Here is a 19,694-nt window from a genome sequence, read left to right as displayed (position 1 = left end):
TGCCCGTTCCCGGATCTCCCAGACCCGCCAGTCCCTCCTGGAGTCGCCATGTCCGCACGCCGTCACCACACGCTCAGAGCGGTCGCGCTCGCCACCGCGGTGGTCGCGCTCGCCGCCGGATGCTCGTCAGCCAACTCGAACGCCAACAAGGGCGGCGGCGCCGCGTCAGGAGTCCTGACGCTGGGCAAGCCGGACGGGCCGCAGACGAACAACAGCAACCCGTTCCTCAACACCTCGGCGGGCGCCACCCTCGGCTACCGCTACATGATCTACGAGCCGCTGGCGATGACGAGCCAGATCCGGCCCGCCGACAAGGCCGACCCGTGGCTGGCGACGTCCTGGGAGTGGGACCTCAACTTCACCAAGGTCACCTTCACCCTCGACGACAAGGCCAAGTGGGCCGACGGCAAGCCGCTGACCGCCCAGGACGTGGCGTTCACCTTCAACCTGCTGAAGAAGCACCCGGCGCTCAACGGCAACGGCATCGCCTACGGCGGGGTCGAGGTCAAGGGCAAGAAGGTCGTGCTGACCTTCGACGACTCGCAGTACGTCAACCAGAACAAGATCATCCAGCAGTTCATCGTGCCCAAGCACATCTGGGAAGGCGTCAAGGACCCGGAGACCTGGCCCAACCGGACCCCCGTCGGCTCGGGCCCGTACAAGCTGAAGACGTTCACCCCGCAGACCACCACCCTGACCGCCACGCCCACCTACTGGAAGGGTGCGACGAAGGTCAAGGAGCTGCGGTACAGCACCTACAACGACAACAGCGCCGCCACCACCGCCCTGGCCAGCGGCAAGCTCGAGTGGTCGTTCGTCTTCATGCCGAACTACAAGCAGCTGTACATCGCCAAGGACCCCGCGAACCACAAGCTGTGGTTCCCCTCCGGGCTCGGCATCCACGGACTGTGGTTCAACACCGCCCGCAAGCCGTTCGACAACCCCGCGCTGCGCAAGGCCATGGCGATGGTCGTCGACCGCAACGCGATCTACGTCCAGGCCGAGGCGACCCTCTACCCGGAGATCACCAACCCGACCGGCATCCCGCTGCCCGCCGGCAAGTCCTTCATCGCACCCGAGTACAAGAACGCCACCACGAAGCCCGATGTCGAGGGCGCCAAGAAGATCCTCGACAAGGCCGGCTTCACGCTCAGCGGCGGAGTGCTGAAGGACCCCAGCGGCAAGCCGGTGAAGCTGACCTTCACCGACCCGGCCGGCTGGAACGACTACATCACCGGCCTCGCGATCATCAAGGACAACATCAAGAAGCTCGGCATCGAGGCCAAGGTCAAGACCCAGACCGCCGAGGCCTGGGGCGCGGACGTCGCCAACGGCAACTTCGACGCCACCCTGCACTGGACCAACAGCGGCGCCACCCCGTACGACATGTACCAGAACATCATGGACGGCGCGCTGCTCCAGCCCATCGGCAAGGCCTCCCAGCTCGGCAACTTCGGCCGCTTCAAGAACACCGAGGCCACCGAGGCGCTCAAGGACTTCGCCAACGCCACGACCGACACCACCCGCATCACCGCGATGAACACCCTGCAGAAGATCATGGTCGAGCAGGCGCCGATGATCCCCACCGCCGCCGCCCCCATCGGGGCCGAGTACTCCACCAAGAACTGGGTGGGCTGGCCCACCGAGGCCGACCCGTACGCCGACCCGCAGCACACCCAGCCCTCGTCGCTGGAAGTCGTGCTGAAGCTCAAGCCGTCGAAGAAGTAGGACCCAGGGATCCAGGTACCGGCCATGTCTGAACAGCTCGAAAAGAACCACGTCGTGCTCGAAGCACGCGGAGTCACCAAACACTTCGCCGTGCGGCGCACCGGCCGCGATCTCCTCGCGGGCAAGCGCCGCAGCGTCCACGCCGTCGACGACGTCTCGCTGAAACTGCGGCGCGGCACCGTCACGGCGCTGGTGGGGGAGTCGGGCTCCGGGAAGTCCACCGTCGCCAGACTGCTCGCCCAGCTGTATCCGCTCACCGAGGGCGAGATCCACCTGGGCGGCAAGCCGGTGAAGGCCGGACGTGGCCGGTCCTTCCGCAGTTACGTACGCCGGGTCCAGCTCATCTTCCAGGACCCGTTCGCCTCGCTGAACCCGGTGCACACCGTGCGCTACCACCTCACCCGGGCACTGAAGATCCACGGCCGGGCGGGGAACGGCGAGGCGGAACTGGAACAGAACCTGACCGCTCTGCTGAACCGCGTCCAGCTGACTCCTCCTCATCAGTACCTGGACAAGTTCCCGCACGAGCTGTCGGGAGGTCAGCGCCAGCGCGTGGCGATCGCCCGCGCGCTCGGCGCCGACCCCCAGGTCCTCCTCGCCGACGAGCCCGTCTCGATGCTGGACGTCTCGATCCGGCTCGGGGTGCTCAACCTGCTCAAGGACCTCAAGGACCGCATGCACCTCGCGATCCTCTACATCACCCACGACATCGCCTCCGCCCGCTACTTCGCGGACTCCACGCTGGTGATGTACGCGGGCCGGATCGTGGAGGGCGGCGACAGCGAGACCGTCACCCAGCGCCCCGCACACCCCTACACCCAGCTGCTGATCGCCTCGGCTCCCGACCCGGACCGGGTGGTCGCCGAGGCGGAGCAGGAGGAGACCGGCAGCGGCGAGCCCCCCTCGCTCATCGCGCCACCGGCCGGCTGCCGCTTCCACCCGCGCTGCCCCAAGGCGATGGAGCGCTGCCGCACCGAACTGCCGCCGCGCTTCGACCTGGCCGACGGCCAGTGGGCGGCCTGCTGGCTGTACGCCGACGGCGCCGGCCGCGACGGTGACCGCGAGAAGGAGGCCGCGAAGTGAAGTACCTGCTCCAGAGGCTCGCCTTCTACCTGGTCACCGCGTGGGCCGCGATCACCATCAACTTCCTCATCCCGCGGCTGATGCCCGGCGACCCGGTGCAGGCGCTCATCGCCCGGTTCCAGGGGCAGCTGGACACCAGCGCCATCGCCTCCCTCAAGGCCCTCTTCGGCCTGGACAAGCACCAGTCGCTCTGGGAGCAGTACACCTCGTACTGGGGGCATCTGCTCGACGGCGACCTCGGCCTGTCCTTCACCTTCTTCCCCACACCGGTGAGCGAGGTGATCGCCCAGTCGCTGCCGTGGACGCTCGCGCTCGTCGGCATCACCACGCTGATCAGCTTCGTCCTCGGCACCGGGATCGGCGTCTTCACCGGCTGGCGGCGCGGCTCCTGGATGGACAGCCTGCTGCCCGTCACCACCTTCATCTCCGCGATCCCGTACTTCTGGCTCGGCCTCATCGCCATCTCGCTGTTCGCCGTGAAGTGGCCGTTCTTCCCGGCCGCCGGCGGCTACGACAACTCGCTCGTGCCCGCCTTCGACTGGCCGTTCATCTCCAGCGCGCTCTACCACGGGGTGCTCCCCGGCCTCACCATCGTGCTCAGTGCGGTCGCCGGCTGGATCCTCGGCATGCGCAACATGATGGTGACGGTCTCCTCCGAGGACTACGTCATGGTCGCCCAGGCCAAGGGGCTCTCCGAGCGCCGGGTGATGTTCGGGTACGCGGCCCGCAACGCGATCCTGCCCAACATCTCCGGCTTCGCGCTCTCGCTCGGCTTCATCGTCGGCGGCACCCTGCTGGTGGAGATGGTCTTCTCCTACCCGGGCATCGGCTACCAGCTCTTCCAGGGCGTGGGAGCCAAGGACTACCCCCTGATGCAGGGCGTCTTCCTGATCATCACGCTCTCCGTCCTTGCCGCGAACCTCCTCGCCGACGTGCTCTACATGATCCTCGACCCCCGTACCCGAAGGGAGGCCTAGGACCATGGCCGTCACCGCCACCGAAGTCGCCGTACTCGACACCGCCGAGACCCCGGCGCCCAGCAAGCGCAGGTTCCGGTTCCTGCGCGGACGCAAGACCGTCATCGGACTCGTCATCCTGCTCTTCTTCGTGCTGATCGCCGTCATCGGCCCGTGGATCGCCCCGTACGACCCGGACACCATGGGCAGGGAACTGCTCCAGCCGCCTTCCGGGGCCCACTGGTTCGGCACCACCCAGACCGGTCAGGACGTGCTCTCGCAGATCCTCGTCGGCACCCGGGGCGTGCTGGTCGTCGGATTCATCGCCGGCATCCTCGCCACGATCCTGTCCGTGCTGATCGGCGTCAGCGCCGGCTTCCTCGGCGGCACCACCGACGAGGTGCTCTCGCTGCTCTCCAACGTCTTCCTCGTCATCCCCGGACTGCCGCTGATCATCATCATCGCCAGCTTCGTCTCCGACGCGAGCGACCTGCTCATCGCGACCGTCATCGCCCTGACCTCCTGGGCCTGGGGCGCCCGCGTGCTGCGCGCCCAGACGCTCTCGCTGCGCCGCCGGGACTACATCGAGGCGGCCCGTGCCACCGGCGAGTCGACCTGGCGGATCATCCTGTTCGAGGTGATGCCCAACCTGACCGCCGTCATCGCCTCCGGCTTCGTCGGCACGGTCATCTTCGCCATCCTCTCCGAGATCACCCTCGCCTTCATCGGCGTCGCCGACATCTCCAACTGGAACTGGGGGACCGTCCTGTTCTGGGCGCAGTCCAACCAGGCCCTGGCCCAGGGCGCGTGGTGGTGGTTCGTCCCGGCCGGGCTCTGCATCGCCCTGCTCGGCATGTCCCTCGCCCTCATCAACTTCGGCATCGACGAATTCGTCAACCCGCGCCTGCGCACCGAGACCGGCGGCTCCCGCAAGGTCCGGATGCGGGTCGGCTTCACCCCCGTGGCACGCGGTACGGACAAGGCCGCGGCGCGCGGCAGGCACGACAAGGAGACCCGCTCATGAGCGAGCCCGTCCTCACCATCAGCGGCCTCAACGTCGACTACGGGACCGGCGACGACGCCGTGCACGCGCTGCGCGACATCGACCTCACCCTGCACCGGGGCGAAGTCCTCGGCCTCGCCGGCGAATCGGGCTCCGGCAAGTCCACCCTGGCGTACGCCGTCACCCGGCTGCTCTCCCCGCCCGGCGTGATCACCGGCGGCGAGGTCCGCTACCACCAGCGCGACGGCCAGACGCTCGACCTGCTGACCCTGTCGGCGCCCGAACTCCGGGCCTTCCGCTGGCAGGAGCTGTCGATCGTCTTCCAGGGCGCGATGAACTCCCTCAACCCGGTCCACACGGTCCACAGCCAGCTCACCGACGTACTCCAGGCCCACCGCCCGGAGATGAAGCGGGCCGCACGCACCGCACGCGCCGAGGAACTGCTGAAACTCGTCGGGATCTCCGCCGACCGGCTCGGGGCCTACCCGCACCAGCTCTCCGGCGGAATGCGCCAGCGCGTGATGATCGCGATGGCACTCGCGCTGGAACCCGAGATCGTCATCATGGACGAGCCCACGACGGCCCTGGACGTCGTCATGCAGCGCCAGATCCTGCGCCAGCTGGTCAAGCTCCGCGAGGAGCTCGGCTTCTCGGTCGTCTTCATCACGCACGACATCTCGCTCCTGATCGAGTTCTCCGACCGGATCGCGATCATGTACGGCGGCCGGATCGTCGAGGAGGCCGGCTCCTCCGACATCTACCGCGACCCCCGCCACCCCTACAGCGACGGACTGCTCCACTCCTTCCCCGCACTGCACGGCCCCCGCCGCGAACTCAGCGGCATCCCGGGCTCGCCCCCGCACCTGTCCGCGATGCCCGCCGGCTGCGCCTTCCACCCCCGCTGCGCCAAGAAGGTCGAGGGCTGCGACACCCACGTCCCGGCGCTCGCCGCGCCGGACGGCGACAGCTCCCGCTCGGTGGCCTGCTGGCTCCACCGGGAGACCCCGGCCGCCACCGTCCCGGCCGCCCGGTCGTAGCGCACTACGCCACGCACACCACAGGAGAACCATGAACCTCGTCACCCCCCAGGCCTACGCCCGCGAGATCACCGCCCAGGCCGTGTCCGGTCTGCCCGCTGACTTCCGCTGGGGCGTCGCCACAGCCGCCTACCAGATCGAGGGAGCGGCGGCCGAGGACGGCAGAACGCCCTCGATCTGGGACACGTACTGCGGGGTGCCGGGCATGGTCGTCCGCGGCGAGAACGGCGACGTGGCCTGTGACCACTACCACCGGATGCCCGAGGACGTCGCGCTGATCGCCGGCCTGGGCGTCGACACGTACCGCTTCTCGCTGGCCTGGCCGCGCATCCAGCCCGGCGGCCGGGGCCCCGCCAACGCGAAGGGCCTCGACTTCTACAAGCGCCTGGTCGACGAGCTGGAGGCCAAGGGCATCACCCCCTGGATCACCCTCTACCACTGGGACCTGCCGCAGGAGCTGGAGGACGCGGGCGGCTGGCCGGCCCGTGACACCGCCTACCGGTTCGCCGAGTACGCCGCCCTCGCCTACGACGCCCTGGGCGACCGGGTGAAGCACTGGACCACGCTGAACGAGCCGTGGTGCTCGGCGATGCTCGGTTACGCGTACGGCAACCAGGCCCCCGGCCGGCAGAACTTCGGCGAGGCGATCCACGCCGTCCACCACCTGCTGCTGGGCCACGGCCTCGCCTCGCGGTACCTGCGGGAGCAGGCCGCCGCACGCGGCAACGAACTCGAACTCGGCCTCACCCTCAACCTGGGCACCGCCACCCCCGAGACGCGGAGCCACGAGGACGCCGAGGCCGCGCGCCGCGCCGACGGACTCGGCTGCCGCCTCTACCTCGACCCGGTCGTCAAGGGCGCCTACCCCGAGGACATCGTCACCGACCTCGCCGCGCAGGGCGTCGAACTCCCCGTCCAGGACGGCGACCTGGCGGTCATCGCCACCCCGCTGGACGTCCTCGGCGTCAACTTCTACCGCGGCTCCCTCTTCTCCGGCGTGACCGAGGAAGGCGCGACGGCGGACGCCGACGGACTGCCCGTCACCCGCGTCGTCGAGCGCGACCTGCCCCGCACCGCGATGGACTGGGAGATCACCCCCACCGCCCTCACCGACCTGCTCGTCCGTCTGGAGAAGGACTACGGTCTCCCGACGGTCATCACCGAGAACGGCGCCGCCTTCGACGACACCGTCTCACCGGACGGCGAGATCCACGACGCCGACCGCACCACCTATCTCGCCGACCACATCGCCGCCGTCGCCGCCGCCCGCGCCCAAGGGGCCGACGTCCGGGGCTACTTCGCCTGGTCGCTGATGGACAACTTCGAGTGGTCCTACGGCTACGACAAGCGATTCGGCATCGTCCGCGTCGACTACGACACGCAGGTGCGGACGCTCAAGGACAGCGCCAAGTGGTACCGCGACACCATCCACCACACCCGGAACGCGTAGCTGCGCCCGCGCGCAGTCGCGCAGCCCCATTGATACGAACGGGAGCCCCACCGTGCCCTCTCGTACGACTCTGGCAGCCACCACCGCCGCACTGCTGGCCCTCGCCGCCCCCATGGCCTTCGCGGCGCCCGCCCCACGGGCCGCCGCCCAGGCCGCGGCCTGGGACACCGACCGGGCGGCCTCCGCCTACACCGCCGACCCCGGCGCCGTCACCGCGTCCGGCAGCGAGAACGACGCCACCGGACCGGGCGCCGCCGCGGACGGCGACGCCGCCACCCACTGGTCGAGCGACGCCGCCGACGACGCCTGGCTACGGGTCGACCTCGGCGCCACGCTCCGGATCAGCCAGGTCACCCTGGACTGGGAGGCGTCCTACGGCAAGCAGTACGTCCTGGAGGTGTCGAGGAACGGCACCGACTGGACGACGTTCTACACCGAGGACGACGGCACCGGCGGCAGCGTCACCGCCCACACCTACCCGCAGGAGACCACCGGCCGCTACGTCCGGATGCGCGGCATCCAGCGCGCCACCGCGAACGGCTACGCCCTGGCCTCCTTCAAGGTGTACGGGGGCGAGCCCGCACCCGCCTCCACCACCCGTACCAACCTGGCCCTGAACCACCCCGCGTACGGCGACCTCTACCAGGACGCGGGCAGTTCACCCGCCTTCGTCACCGACGGCGGCTGGCCGGCCGACCTCAAGGGCGGCCAGTCCCGCTGGTCCAGCGACTGGAACGCAGACCGCTGGGTGAGCGTCGACCTCGGGGCCACCTCCACCATCGACTCGGTCGACCTGTACTGGGAGGCGGCGTACGGCGTCGACTACCGCGTCCAGGTCTCCGACGACAACAGCACCTGGCGCACCGTCTACCAGCCCACCGCCGACGAGGTCGCCGCCCGCCGCGCCGACGTGCAGGCGCCCGGCGAGGCCGCCGGCCGCCACGACACCGTCACCCTGCCCACCCCGGCGACCGGCCGCTACGTGCGGATGCTCGGCGTGGAGCGCCGCTCCTTCTACAACCCGGCACCCGCCACCGCCCAGTTCGGCTACTCGCTCTACGAGTTCCAGGTCTGGGGCACCGGAGGCAGCGCGGACGCCGCCTACCCGGCCCTGCCCGAGGACCCCGGCGGCGCGTACAGCACCACGTTCTTCGACGACTTCACCGACTCCGGCCTGGACCGCTCCAAGTGGCGGGTGGTGCGCACCGGCACGGAGATGGGCCCGGTGAACGGCGAGTCGCAGGCCTACGTCGACTCGACGGACAACATCCGCACCGAGAACGGCGCCCTCGTCCTGGAGTCGAAGTACTGCAAGGGCTGCACCCCCACGCCCAACGGCACCTTCGACTTCACCTCCGGCCGGGTCGACACCAACACCAAGTTCGACTTCACCTACGGCAAGGTCAGCGCCCGGATGAAGCTGCCGGTCGGCGACGGCTACTGGCCCGCGTTCTGGATGCTCGGCAGCGACGTCGACGACCCGAAGGTCTCCTGGCCCGGCTCCGGCGAGACGGACATCATGGAGAACATCGGCTACGGGGACTGGACCAGCTCCGCGCTGCACGGCCCCGGCTACTCCGCCGACGGCAACATCGGTAAGCAGCAGACCTACCCGGACGGCGGCCGCGCCGACGAGTGGCACACCTACGGCGTCGAGTGGACGGCCGAAGGCATGACGTTCACCGTCGACGACCGGGTCGTCCAGCGGACCTCCCGCCAGAAGCTGGAGTCCACCCGCGGCCAGTGGGTCTTCGACCACAACCAGTACGTGATCCTCAACCTGGCCCTCGGCGGCGCCTACCCCGCCGGCTGGAACCAGGTCACCGAGCCCTACTGGGGTCTCCCGCAGTCCAGCGTCGACCGGATCGCCCAGGGCGGCATCAAGGCCGAGATCGACTGGGTCAAGGTCGAGCAGAAGAAGTAGTCGAGCAGAAGAAGTAAGAGAACAGAAGAAGTAAGAGAACAGCAGAAGCAGCAAGGCCCGGTCCTACCCGCACCCCCGCGCGCGGCACAGCACTCGCACCCGCACTCGCACCCGCTGTGCCGCGCGCGGCACCGTACGAAGGAGCCGCACCCATGCCACCACGCACCCGTCACCGGTCGAGACCCGCGACGGCCGCCCTCGCCGCCGCCACCGTCCTGGCCGGCCTGCTCGCCGGGGCCGCACCCAGCGCGGCCGCACCCGCCGCGGCCGACGATCCCGCGCCCGTCGCCATCGACCGGTTCGAGGGCGAGGTCCCGTTCGCGAACCAGCCCGCCGAGGGGATCTTCACCTGGGGCGGCGACGCCGACGACCCGCCGACCCTGGCGATCAAGGAGCGCGCGGACGCCCCCGAGGGCGCCAAGGTCCTCGAAGGCACCTACGACATCAGCGGCTACGGCGGACTCAGCCACGACTACGCCGCCGACCAGCCCGCCCACGACTGGTCCGCGCACAAGGGCATCCGCTTCTGGTGGTACGGGCAGAACACCGCACCCCTGCCCCCCGGTTCGGGCAAGAAGATCAGCTTCGAGATCAAGGACGGCGGCGCCGACGGCGAGGCGTCCGAGCTGTGGACCACCTCCTTCACCGACGACTGGGAGGGCTGGCACCAGATCGAGATCCCCTTCGCCGACTTCACCTACCGGGCCGACTACCAGCCCGTCGGCGGCATCGACCAGATACTCGGCCTCGACGAGATGTGGGGCTACGCCCTCACCCTGCCGACCGGCACCCCCGGCTCGTTCGCCATGGACGGCATGGAGCTGTACGGAAAGGCCGACCCGGCCCTGAAGGCGAGCGTCACCGCCGACGCGGCCGTGCACCCGGTCAAGCAGGGCGCCACCGCCGACATCGACCTCTCCGTCGCCACCACCGGCTCGGCACCGCTGGAGGACCCCGTCACCGTCGAGTACGAGACCAAGGGCGGCAGCGCCGGGTCCGGCACCGACTACACCCCGGTCAGCGGCACCTACACCTTCCCCGCAGGCACCGCGTCCGGCACCTCGCACCGGGTCTCCGTCGCGACGAGGAAGACGGCCGGAGCGGCCTCGGCCAAGACGATTCCGCTCGAAGTCACCGTCACCGGCGCCAAGCCTCCGAAGGAGAACCCGCAGGTCGTCATCGACGCCCACGGACTGCCCTACCAGGACGCCAAGCTGCCGGTGAAGAAGCGGGTCGCCGACCTGCTCGCCCGGATGTCGCCCGCCGAGAAGGCCGGCCAGATGACCCAGGCCGAGCGCAACGCGCTCACCTCGCAGGGCGACATCGCGGGCTACGACCTCGGCTCGCTGCTCTCCGGCGGCGGCTCGGTCCCCACGCCCAACACCCCCCAGGCGTGGGCGAAGATGGTGGACTCCTACCAGCTGCGCGCCCAGGCGACCCGCTTCCAGATCCCGCTGATCTACGGCGTGGACGCGGTGCACGGCCACAACAACGTCGTCGGCTCGACGATCATGCCGCACAACGTCGGCCTCGGCGCCACCCGTGACCCGAAGACCGTTGAGAAGACCGGCGCCGTCACCGCGAGCGAGGTCCGCGCCACCGGCATCCCGTGGGACTTCGCGCCCTGCCTCTGCGTCTCGCGCGACGAACGCTGGGGCCGCTCCTACGAGTCGTACGGCGAGGACCCGGCTCTCGTCGAGTCGCTGGAGACGGTGATCCAGGGCATGCAGGGCGCCGCGTCCGGCAAGAACCTGGACCGGAGCGACAAGGTACTGGCCACCGCCAAGCACTTCGTCGGCGACGGCGGTACGGAGTACGGCTCCTCCACCACCGGCTCGTACCCCATCGACCAGGGCGTCACCAAGGTCACCCGACAGGAGCTCGAAGCCGTCCACCTCGCCCCGTTCGGCGAGGCCGTCAAGCGCGGCATCGGCACGGTCATGCCCTCGTACTCCTCGCTCGACATCATCGGGGACGACAAGGGCCCGGTGAAGATGCACGCCGACGCCGAGATGATCAACGGTGTGCTGAAGGACCGGATGGGCTTCGAGGGCTTCGTCATCAGCGACTGGCAGGCGATCGACCAGATCCCCGGCGACTACGCGAGCGACGTCCGCACCTCGGTCAACGCCGGACTCGACATGATCATGGTGCCGACGGCGTACAAGGAGTTCACCAGGACGCTCCAGGACGAGGTCACCGCGGGCCGCGTCCCGCAGGCCCGGATCGATGACGCGGTCTCCCGCATCCTGACCCAGAAGTTCCGGCTGGGTCTGTTCGAGAAGCCGTACGCCGACACGGGCAACCTCGGCAAGGTCGGTTCGGCCGGGCACCGCGCCGTGGCCCGCGAGGCCGCCGCCAAGTCCCAGGTGCTGCTGAAGAACGACGGCGGCGTGCTGCCGCTGAAGTCCTCGCAGAAGGTGTACGTCGCCGGGTCCAATGCCGATGACATCGGCAACCAGGCCGGCGGCTGGACCGTCAGCTGGCAGGGCTCGTCCGGCGACATCACTCCGGGCACCACGATCCTGTCGGCCATGAAGAAGGACGCCGCCTCGGTCACGTACTCCAAGGACGCCTCGGCCGCCACGGACGGCTACGACGTCGGCGTCGTGGTCGTCGGGGAGACCCCGTACGCGGAGGGCGTCGGTGACGTCGGCAACGGCCACGACCTGGAGCTGTCCGCCGCCGACAAGGCGGCGGTCGACAAGGTCTGCGCCGCGATGAAGTGCGCCGTGCTGATCGTCTCGGGCCGCCCGCAGCTCATCGGTGACCGGCTCGACGGCATCGACGCGCTGGTGGCCTCCTGGCTGCCGGGCACCGAGGGCGACGGCGTGGCCGACGTGCTCTACGGAAAGCGGGCCTTCACCGGACAACTGCCGGTGACCTGGCCGAAGTCGGAGTCGCAGCTGCCGATCAACGTCGGGGACGCGGCGTACGACCCGCAGTTCCCCTACGGCTGGGGCCTGACCACGCTGAGGAAGCCCCCGGCGGGCGGCGAGCTGACGCTCACCGCGCTCGCCCTGGCGGCCCAGGTCGCCGAGCGGACCGGCCTCGGCCGGACGGAGGTGGGCCGCACCATCGTCGGCCAGGCCCGGCTGCTGGTCCAGCAGAAGACCGGCGGCAAGCTCGGCGAAGCGGTGTCCAAGCCGTTCGCGGATGCCGACCACCTGCTGCTGACCGGTGACCTGACCGGCGCGGTGGCCAAGCTGAGGGCGGCCTACCGGGCCGCCTGAGGCTCGGGGGCGGGTGGCGCACAGGCTCCGCCCGCCCCCGGACTTCCGCGGGTGCGGCTCGCGCCCCGTGACATGACAAGCCCGAGGTCCCGGCCCCGGTCCTGGCTGGTCCCGGTCCCGGTCCCGAGACGCACGTGTGGGCCGGGTGGGTTACGTTCGAATTATGCGGAACAGACCGTTCCAGGCTCTCCTGCTCCCGGCGCTGCTGGCAGGGCTGCTGCTGATCCTGTCGGCGGCCGCCCTGGTCCTGGCGCCCGCCGCGCCTGCGGCGACGAGCGCCTCCACCGTCAATGACGTGGCGCAGGCGCTGCGCAAGAGCCCGGTGTACGTCGACCCGGCCGCGGCCGGGCAGCTCTCCCGGAGCCAGGCCGCCGCCCTCACGAAGAAGATCAAGGACGCCGACAAGCCGGTGTTCGTGGCCGTGCTGCCGCAGAATTCCGCCTTCCCCGCGCAGAGCGTGCTCAGAACGCTGCGCACCGACACCGGGATCACCGGCGTCTACGCGATACGCCTCGGCAACGGCTTCAACGCGGGCGCCGACCCACAGGTGATGTCCGGGCAGGCGGTCCGGAATCTCACCGCCGCCGTGAAGGTCCCGGGCGCGGGCCCCGGCGCCGCGACCCAGCTGAACGCCTTCGTCGACCGTGCCGTCGAACAGGCCCGCGGCCACGCCCCCGCCTCCTGGGGCGGCTCCTCGTCCGGCCAGGGCTCGTCCACCGCCGGGCTGATCGCGATCGGTGCGGTGGCGGTCGTCGGCGGTGCGGGGGCCTACGCGATCGTGCGCCGCAACCGCGGGCGCAAGGAGGCCGAGGAGCAGGCCGCGCTCGACAAGCTCCGGGTCGTCGTGGACGAGGACATCACGGAGTACGGGGAGACACTGGACCGGCTCGACTTCCATCCGGCGGAGGCGGGCGCCGACGACTCGATGCGCGCGGACTACGAACGCGCCCTCGACTCCTACGAGAGCGCGAAATCGCGTATGGAGCACGCCCGGCACCCCTCCGACGTGCGCGGGGTGACCCAGGCACTGGAGGACGGGCGCTTCTCGCTCGCCGTCCTGGAGGCCCGGCGCACCGGCGGCGAACTGCCCGCGCGCCGCCCGCCCTGCTTCTTCGACCCGCGCCACGGCCCGTCGGTGGCCGATGTCCGCTGGACCCCGTCGGGCGGTACGGCACGCGAGGTCCCGGTCTGCGGCGCCGACGAGATCCGGCTGCGCGACGGCGAGGACCCGATGAGCCGCACCGTCGACATGGGCGACGGCAGCCGCCGCCCCTACTGGGAGGCGGGCCCGGCCTACGGCCCCTGGGCGGGCGGCTACTTCGGCGGCGGCCTGCTCCCCGGCCTGCTGGTCGGCACCATGCTCGGCTCGATGCTCTCCACCCCGGCGTACGCGGCGGAGTACGGGGGCGGTGACTTCGGCGCGGGCGGCGACTTCGGCGGTGGCGACTTCTCCGGCTCCGACTTCGACTCCTCGGGCTTCGGAGGCGGCGGCTTCGGCGACGGCGGCGGCGGCGGTTTCGGTGACGGTGGCGGCTTCGGCGGCGGCGGTGACTTCGGGGGCGGCGGGTTCTGAGGCGTGTGGTGAACGCCCGCCCCGCCCCCGGCTTCCTGCCGCCCGCCGCGGGTCAGGCGGGACTTCGGAAGAGGCCCTCGCGCGCGGCCAGCCGCTCCATCAGGGCCGCGCTGTGCGCGAGCAACTCCCGCTCCTTCTCGGTCAGTTCCGCTTCGATGGCCAGAGCCAGCCAGCCGGCCCTGCGGCCGCGCTCCGCTTCCAGCGCGGCCCGGCCGGAGTCCGACAGCTCAAGCAGGGACTTGCGCCCGTCCGTGGGATGGGCCCTGCGGGTGACGAGGCCCTGCTCAAGGAGGAGGCCGACCGCGCGGGCCATCGACTGCGGGCGCACGCGCTGATCGGTCGCGAGATCGCTGGTGGTCATGGCGCCGTCGCGGTCCAGAACACCGAGCACGGCGACCTGCCCGACCGGGATCAGGTCCTCGCTCTTCACGCGCCGGCTGAGCTTGCCCATGGCGGTACGCAGTTCGGCGGCGACGGTGGCGGCTTCCGGGGTGGGCACAGGGCACTTTAACCCGGAAACGCCGTCGCGCGGCATAACTGAACAGCGGAACTGAACAGCATGACTGAACAGCAATGCTGTACAGTTTCGTCATGTCGGGCCGAGCGCCAGCGTCGTCGCAGCCAGGGCCCGGCAGGCGACAACGGGAAGGAACTCCCATGCCCGCACACACAGTTGATTCGACCGCAGTCCGCGCCGTCACCGCCCGCGCCGTCCTCGACAGCCGCGGCAACCCCACCGTCGAGGTCGACGTCGTCCTCGCCGACGGATCCCTGGGCCGCGCCGCCGTCCCCTCCGGCGCCTCCACCGGCGCCCGCGAGGCGGTGGAGCTGCGCGACGGCGACCCTCGCCGTTGGCACGGCAAGGGCGTCGACCGGGCCGTGGCCCATGTGAGGGGCGAGATCGCGGACGCCGTCACCGGACGGGACGCCGACGACCAGGCCGGCCTCGACGCCGCGCTCGTCGCGCTCGACGGCACGCCCACCAAGGCGCGGCTCGGCGCCAACGCCCTGCTCGGGGTCTCCCTCGCCACCGCGAAGGCCGCCGCCGTCTCGCACCGGCAGCCGCTGTACCGCTACCTCGGCGGGGCCGGCGCCGGTGTGCTCCCGGTGCCGATGATGAACATCGTCAACGGCGGCGCCCACGCCGACAACCCGCTGGACTTCCAGGAGTTCATGATCTCGCCGGTGGGCGCGGAATCCTTCGCGGAGGCCGTCCGGATGGGCTCCGAGGTCTTCCACACCCTCCGCCGCGACCTGCTGGCCGCGGGTCACTCCACCGGCGTCGGCGACGAGGGCGGTTTCGCGCCCGCGCTGCGCACGGCCGAGGAGGCGCTCGACTTCGTCATGGCCGCCGTCGAGCGGGCCGGGTACCGGCCCGGCGCGGACATCGGCCTCGTCATGGACCCGGCGTCGTCGGAGTTCTACCGGGACGGTGTGTACGCGTACACGGGAGAGGGCGTCCGGCGTACGTCCGCCGAACAGGTCGACTACCTCGCCGAGCTGATCGACACGTACCCGATCGTCTCGGTGGAGGACCCGATGGCCGAGGACGACCTCGACGGCTGGCGCGAGCTGACGGCGCGGGTCGGGAGCAGGTGCCAGCTGACCGGGGACGACGTGTTCTGCACCAACGAGGCGCTGGTGCGGGAAGGCATCCGTACGGGGGTGGGGAACGCGGTCCTGGTCAAGGTCAACCAGATCGGGACGCTGACCGAGGCGCTCGGGACGGTGGACGCCGCGCGGCGGGCCGGATGGGCGGTGGTCATGTCCCACCGCTCCGGCGAGACGGAGGACACGACCATCGCGGATCTGGCCGTCGCCACGGGGTGCGGGCAGATCAAGACCGGGTCCTTGTCCCGGTCGGACCGCACGGCCAAGTACAACCAACTGATCCGGATCGAGGAGGAGCTGGGGGAGTCCGCGGTGTACGGACGCGCCGCCGCGTCCGCCGGCTGAGGCGCGAAACGGCGGGGACGGCAGCCGTCCCCGGCTTGTGGCGCAACGTGAACGGGTGGCACCGCTCATCGAACGCGGCCGACGCGCGGGTCGCCGCCGGACCGGAGAACAGCGATGAGTTCCGGACGCCGTGGCAGTCTCTGTTGCCGTACACCTGACCCGATGTGCCGAGGAGTGAGCGCTATGCGCGTTGTCATCAGCGAGTTCATCAGCCTGGACGGCGTCGTGCAGGCGCCGGGCGGCGCCGAGGAGGACAGGGACGGCGGCTTCGCGCACGGCGGCTGGTCGCACCCGTTCTTCGACGCGGAAGTGGTGGGTGCCTCCTTCAGCGAATCGGTGGGCGCGGCCGGGGCCCTGCTGTTCGGCCGCCGCACCTGGCAGACGATGGCCGCGGCATGGCCCGAGCGCGCGGGCGACCCGTTCGCCGACCGGATGAACGCCCTCCCGAAGTACGTCGTCACCGGCACCCTGGGCGACGGTGACCTGACGTGGAACAACACCGAGCGCATTCCCGGCGAGAAGTTCACCGCCCGCGTCCAGGAACTGCGGGAGAAGGGCGACGGTGACCTGCTGGTCATGGGAAGCCCCACGCTCGTGCGCGGCCTGCTGAGCGAGGGCCTGGTCGACGAGCTCCGGCTCGTGATCATGCCGGTGCTGCTGGGCGGCGGAAAGTCGATCTTCCCCGCGGACGGCGGACTGCGCACGCTCGAACTGGTCTCGGCCGTCACCAGCGGTGCGGGCGTTCAGGTGTGCACCTACCGTCCGGTGGCCAAGGGATAGCGGCTGCCCTCGGGGCTCCCGGCCCCGGCGTGCTCAGCTGCGGGCGGGAAGCTGCCGGGCGAAGCGGCGGACGGCATCGGTGAAGGCGTCCGGATCATCGAAGTTGGCGAGGTGCCTCGCCCGCGGGATCAGTTCGACGCGGGCGTCCGGGTGCGCACGGGCGAACTCCCTCTCGCCGGACCGGAATACGGTGTCCTTCTCGCCGTTCAGGATGAGTACCGGGGCATCCACATGACGCATCGCGCCCGCGTCGAAGCGGCCCAGTACGTCGCCCCAGGCCGCCGGCAGGGTGTGGAAGGCGTAGCCGGAGCCGATGGTCGCCGCCACCACCTCGGGCGGGTAGAGCTGGCGCAGCAGCCGGTCGTTCCACCGGGTCAGTCTGTCCGCCGGCAGACGGGGCACGAGCCCGGCGGCCCAGCGGTACGGCAAGGCCCACGCACCCCGGGTCGAGGCGCTGGCCCCCGCGAGGACCAGCCCCCGCAGCAGCTTCGGGCGGCGCCGTGCGAACTCCAGCGAGGCGTACCCGCCGAGCGAGTGCCCGACGACCAGGGCCGGCCCGTGGCCGAGCGAGTCCACCGCGGAGCCGATGATCTCCGTCGCCGCGTCCAGACTCCACGGCTCGGCGGAGCGGGCGCCGTGGCCCGGCAGATCGACAGCGGCGGCCCGGAACTCCACCCCGAGCGATGCCAGCTGCGTGCTCCACTGCCCCGCGCTGAACCGGGTCCCGTGCACGAAGACGATGGGCGGTGCGTCGGACGCTGTCATGAGTCCTCCGGATCAGCGCTCGCCGCGGGCCGGCGACCCGGCCACACGATGGTCCCGGCCACTATGCCCCTGCTGGTGTCCACGGCGGTGTCCAGGTCCCGGCGTCGGAGCGGCGGGGCCGCCCGGAGCGCAGGTGTCCACACCCTGGCGGTACGGTCTCGCGTTCGCGGCCCCCTGCGTCGGCGGCCTCCTTGGCTCACGCCTCGGTGAGACCTCCGCCTCACAGACGGTGGCCGGGATGCCGTGGGCGCGCAGGACGCCGGCGGGCGTGAGGCCGCCCAGCCCGGCCGACACGAGTTTGCCGCTTCGGCAAGGATGTTTGCCGTGGGCGGCGGGGGCGTCCACCATCTCCGTAGATGGAGGTGTTTCGCATGAGCGACATGACGACGCAGACGTACGACGTAGTGGTGATCGGTGGCGGGCCCGCCGGGCTGAGCGGGGCCCTGGTGCTGTCCAGGGCCCGGCGTTCGGTGCTGGTGATCGACGCGGGCAGCCCGCGCAACGCACCCGCGTCCCACGCGCACAACTACCTGGGGCGCGAGGGTGTCCCGCCCACCGAGCTGCTGGCCACCGGCCGGGAAGAGGCTTCCGGGTACGGGGCCGAGATCGTCGAGGGTGAGGCCGTGACCGCCGAGAGGCTGCCGGGCGGGGCCGGGTTCCGGGTCGTACGGGCGGACGGGACCGCCGTCACCGCGCGCCGTCTCCTCGTCACCACCGGGCTCGTCGACGAACTGCCGCCGATCCCCGGCCTGGCCGAGCGGTGGGGGCGGGACGTGCTGCACTGCCCGTACTGCCATGGGTGGGAGGTGCGGGACATGCCGGTCGGCATCGTGGCCCGGAGCCCGATGGCCGTGCACCAGGCGCTGCTCTGGCGGCAGTGGAGCGACGACGTCACCCTCTTCCTGCACAACGCGCCCGAGCCGGGCGACGAGGAGTACGAGCAGCTCGCCGCGCGCGGCATCGCCGTGGTGGACGGGGAGGTGACCGGGCTTGAGGTGAGCGGGGACCGCCTGACCGGGGTGCGGCTGGCCGGCGGGCGGGTCGTGCCGCGCGAGGCCGTGGTGGTGCAGCCGCGGTTCACCGCGCGGTCCGGGGTCCTGGACGGCCTCGGACTGCACGCCACCGCGCTGGAGGCGGGCGGCAACACCGTCGGTACGTACATCGCGTCCGATCCGTCCGGTGCGACCGAGGTGCCCGGTGTCTGGGTCGCCGGTAACGTCGCCAACCTGATGGAACAGGTCATCGGCGCCGCCGCGGCAGGGCTGAAGGCGGCCTCCGCCATCAACGCCGACCTGATGGGCGAAGACACCCGCCGCGCGGTCGAGGCCCGCCGCGCGCCCTTCTCGGCGGAGGCCGAGCGCCAGGTCTGCGAGAAGACGCTCGGAAGCCGCCGTCACGGACTGCAGGAGACACGATGACAACCGACAGCACGCCGTCCGACGCGGAACTCTGGGACGAGCGCTACCGCGAGAGCAGCCGGATCTGGAGCGGGAACCCCAACACCGCGCTCGTCCGTGAAGTGGAGGGTCTGACACCGGGGCGCGCCCTCGACCTCGGGTGCGGCGAGGGGGCGGACGCGGTCTGGCTCGCTCGTTGGGGCTGGCAGGTCACCGCCACGGACATCTCGCGCGTCGCTCTCGGCCGGGCCGCCGAACACGCCGCCGATGCCGGGGTCGCCGACCGGATCGACTGGCAGTTCCACGACCTCGGCGTCTCCTTCCCCGAGGGGGAGTACGACCTTGTCTCCGCCTCGTTCCTGCACTCGATGGGCGACCTGCCGCGCGAGGAGATCCTGCGGCGGGCCGCCTCGGCGGTCGCGCCCGGCGGAGTGCTCCTGGTCGTCGGGCACGCGGGCTTCCCGGCGTGGGAGCACGACCACGCGGACATGGAACTCCCCACCACCGACGAGGTGCTCGCCTCCCTCGAACTCCCGGCGGGGGAGTGGGAGGTGCTGCTCAGCGAGGAGCACGAGCGCGTGCAGAACGACCCGGACGGGAACCCCACCACCCGTACCGACAACGCGCTGAAGGTCCGCCGCCGCTGACGGCGGTCCACGGGCGCGGGGCGAGGATGCCGGCGTGCCGGCCGCCATGGCGGCCGGCACGCCGGCATCCAACCGTCATTGAGGTCGTTGAGCCGCTGAGGCCATTGAGGCCAGGATCTGACCTATATGGCTTCTAATGTGGTCCTCGACCGGCGGAACAGG

At 71.0% G+C, this 19,694-nt stretch carries 15 protein-coding genes; 13 read left to right on the top strand and 2 right to left on the bottom strand.

The annotated features are described in order from the left end of the window. Window positions 1-48: 48 nt before the first annotated feature. From ACZ6S6_RS27960 to ACZ6S6_RS27920, 9 genes are all read left to right on the top strand, one after another. On the top strand, window positions 49-1,728 hold the full coding sequence (locus ACZ6S6_RS27960) for an ABC transporter substrate-binding protein (RefSeq protein ID WP_469707289.1): 1,680 nt from the start codon (window positions 49-51) through the stop codon (window positions 1,726-1,728). Window positions 1,729-1,752: 24 nt separating this feature from the next. Beyond that, window positions 1,753-2,811, top strand: a complete 1,059-nt coding sequence (locus ACZ6S6_RS27955; protein WP_362965404.1) for an ABC transporter ATP-binding protein — start codon at window positions 1,753-1,755, stop codon at window positions 2,809-2,811. After that, the gene (locus tag ACZ6S6_RS27950) at window positions 2,808-3,788 is read left to right on the top strand and encodes an ABC transporter permease (RefSeq protein ID WP_362965402.1); all 981 of its coding nucleotides are present in this window, start codon (window positions 2,808-2,810) and stop codon (window positions 3,786-3,788) included. The genes ACZ6S6_RS27955 and ACZ6S6_RS27950 overlap by 4 nt, the downstream gene beginning before the upstream one ends. 4 nt (window positions 3,789-3,792) lie before the next feature. Continuing rightward, entirely contained in the window at window positions 3,793-4,791 is a 999-nt protein-coding gene (locus ACZ6S6_RS27945; protein WP_469707286.1) for an ABC transporter permease, read from the top strand. Further along, window positions 4,788-5,807 carry an ABC transporter ATP-binding protein gene (locus ACZ6S6_RS27940; RefSeq protein WP_469707284.1) on the top strand — a complete coding sequence of 340 codons (1,020 nt, stop codon included), beginning with the start codon at window positions 4,788-4,790 and terminating at the stop codon, window positions 5,805-5,807. The genes ACZ6S6_RS27945 and ACZ6S6_RS27940 overlap by 4 nt, the downstream gene beginning before the upstream one ends. Before the next feature lie 31 nt (window positions 5,808-5,838). Next, the gene (locus ACZ6S6_RS27935) at window positions 5,839-7,257 is read left to right on the top strand and encodes a GH1 family beta-glucosidase (protein WP_362965396.1); all 1,419 of its coding nucleotides are present in this window, start codon (window positions 5,839-5,841) and stop codon (window positions 7,255-7,257) included. A gap of 52 nt (window positions 7,258-7,309) precedes the next feature. Beyond that, window positions 7,310-9,181 (top strand): discoidin domain-containing protein, encoded by a 1,872-nt coding sequence (locus tag ACZ6S6_RS27930; RefSeq protein ID WP_362965394.1) that lies wholly within the window; start codon window positions 7,310-7,312, stop codon window positions 9,179-9,181. A 152-nt stretch (window positions 9,182-9,333) separates the two neighbouring features. Beyond that, window positions 9,334-12,414, top strand: a complete 3,081-nt coding sequence (locus ACZ6S6_RS27925) for a glycoside hydrolase family 3 protein (protein WP_469707282.1) — start codon at window positions 9,334-9,336, stop codon at window positions 12,412-12,414. Window positions 12,415-12,577: 163 nt separating this feature from the next. Then, window positions 12,578-13,987 carry a hypothetical protein gene (locus ACZ6S6_RS27920; protein ID WP_469707280.1) on the top strand — a complete coding sequence of 470 codons (1,410 nt, stop codon included), beginning with the start codon at window positions 12,578-12,580 and terminating at the stop codon, window positions 13,985-13,987. A gap of 52 nt (window positions 13,988-14,039) precedes the next feature. On the opposite strand, the gene ACZ6S6_RS27915 is transcribed toward ACZ6S6_RS27920, so the two are convergent. Then, window positions 14,040-14,486 (bottom strand): MarR family winged helix-turn-helix transcriptional regulator, encoded by a 447-nt coding sequence (locus tag ACZ6S6_RS27915; RefSeq protein WP_469707278.1) that lies wholly within the window; start codon window positions 14,484-14,486, stop codon window positions 14,040-14,042. 158 nt (window positions 14,487-14,644) lie between these two features. Between ACZ6S6_RS27915 and eno the strand changes: the two genes are divergently transcribed. Together eno and ACZ6S6_RS27905 are read left to right on the top strand one after the other, a co-directional pair. Next, window positions 14,645-15,943 carry a phosphopyruvate hydratase gene (gene eno, locus ACZ6S6_RS27910; protein ID WP_469707276.1) on the top strand — a complete coding sequence of 433 codons (1,299 nt, stop codon included), beginning with the start codon at window positions 14,645-14,647 and terminating at the stop codon, window positions 15,941-15,943. 183 nt (window positions 15,944-16,126) lie between these two features. Beyond that, window positions 16,127-16,723, top strand: a complete 597-nt coding sequence (locus ACZ6S6_RS27905; RefSeq protein ID WP_362965384.1) for a dihydrofolate reductase family protein — start codon at window positions 16,127-16,129, stop codon at window positions 16,721-16,723. A 33-nt stretch (window positions 16,724-16,756) separates the two neighbouring features. Here ACZ6S6_RS27905 and ACZ6S6_RS27900 read toward each other — a convergent pair whose 3' ends face one another. After that, the gene (locus ACZ6S6_RS27900; protein ID WP_362965382.1) at window positions 16,757-17,488 is read right to left on the bottom strand and encodes an alpha/beta fold hydrolase; all 732 of its coding nucleotides are present in this window, start codon (window positions 17,486-17,488) and stop codon (window positions 16,757-16,759) included. Window positions 17,489-17,868: 380 nt separating this feature from the next. Here ACZ6S6_RS27900 and ACZ6S6_RS27895 point away from each other — a divergent pair, with 380 nt between their 5' ends. Continuing rightward, window positions 17,869-18,906 carry an NAD(P)/FAD-dependent oxidoreductase gene (locus ACZ6S6_RS27895; RefSeq protein ID WP_469707306.1) on the top strand — a complete coding sequence of 346 codons (1,038 nt, stop codon included), beginning with the start codon at window positions 17,869-17,871 and terminating at the stop codon, window positions 18,904-18,906. Next, window positions 18,903-19,532, top strand: a complete 630-nt coding sequence (locus tag ACZ6S6_RS27890) for an SAM-dependent methyltransferase (RefSeq protein ID WP_469707273.1) — start codon at window positions 18,903-18,905, stop codon at window positions 19,530-19,532. Before ACZ6S6_RS27895 ends, ACZ6S6_RS27890 begins: the two co-directional genes overlap by 4 nt. Window positions 19,533-19,694: the final 162 nt, after the last annotated feature.

The organism is Streptomyces sp. NPDC048671, from assembly GCF_055587045.1.
Note: the sequence above shows the minus strand (reverse complement) of the source record. Positions and strands in the feature narration are given on the sequence as shown.